This window comes from Leisingera sp. XS_AS12 (assembly GCF_041224635.1).
Taxonomy (GTDB): Bacteria; Pseudomonadota; Alphaproteobacteria; order Rhodobacterales; family Rhodobacteraceae; genus Leisingera.
In genome coordinates this window covers 1-260 of sequence record NZ_JBGFGM010000051.1, presented here as the reverse complement: position 1 = coordinate 260, position 260 = coordinate 1, and the positions used below count along the sequence as shown (strand labels likewise).

Annotated in this window: 1 pseudogene; it reads right to left on the bottom strand. The window is 58.1% G+C overall.

Annotated features, from left to right (window positions below):
- A pseudogene (locus tag AB9K35_RS02055) lies at positions 1–260 on the bottom strand (FMN-binding glutamate synthase family protein); the annotation flags it as partial.

Genomic DNA, 260 nt, shown 5'->3' with positions numbered 1-260 from the left:
ATGGTGACACGGAAATCGCTATCTTCGATATCGACCGGAGCGGCCGAGTGAGTGATCCAGCCATAGCCGGAGCCATAGACATTCTCGGTGGTGCCGAAAGGCCGCTTGTCTTCGACGCCTTTAGCGCGCTGATACACCAGGGCCCTTGCCTCGCGAGAGAACGGCACCTCTTCGCGGTCGCCTTCCAGCATATACTGGCGGATCTCTGGCCGGATGGATTCCAGAAGGAAACGCATGTGACCCATAATCGGGTAGTTGCG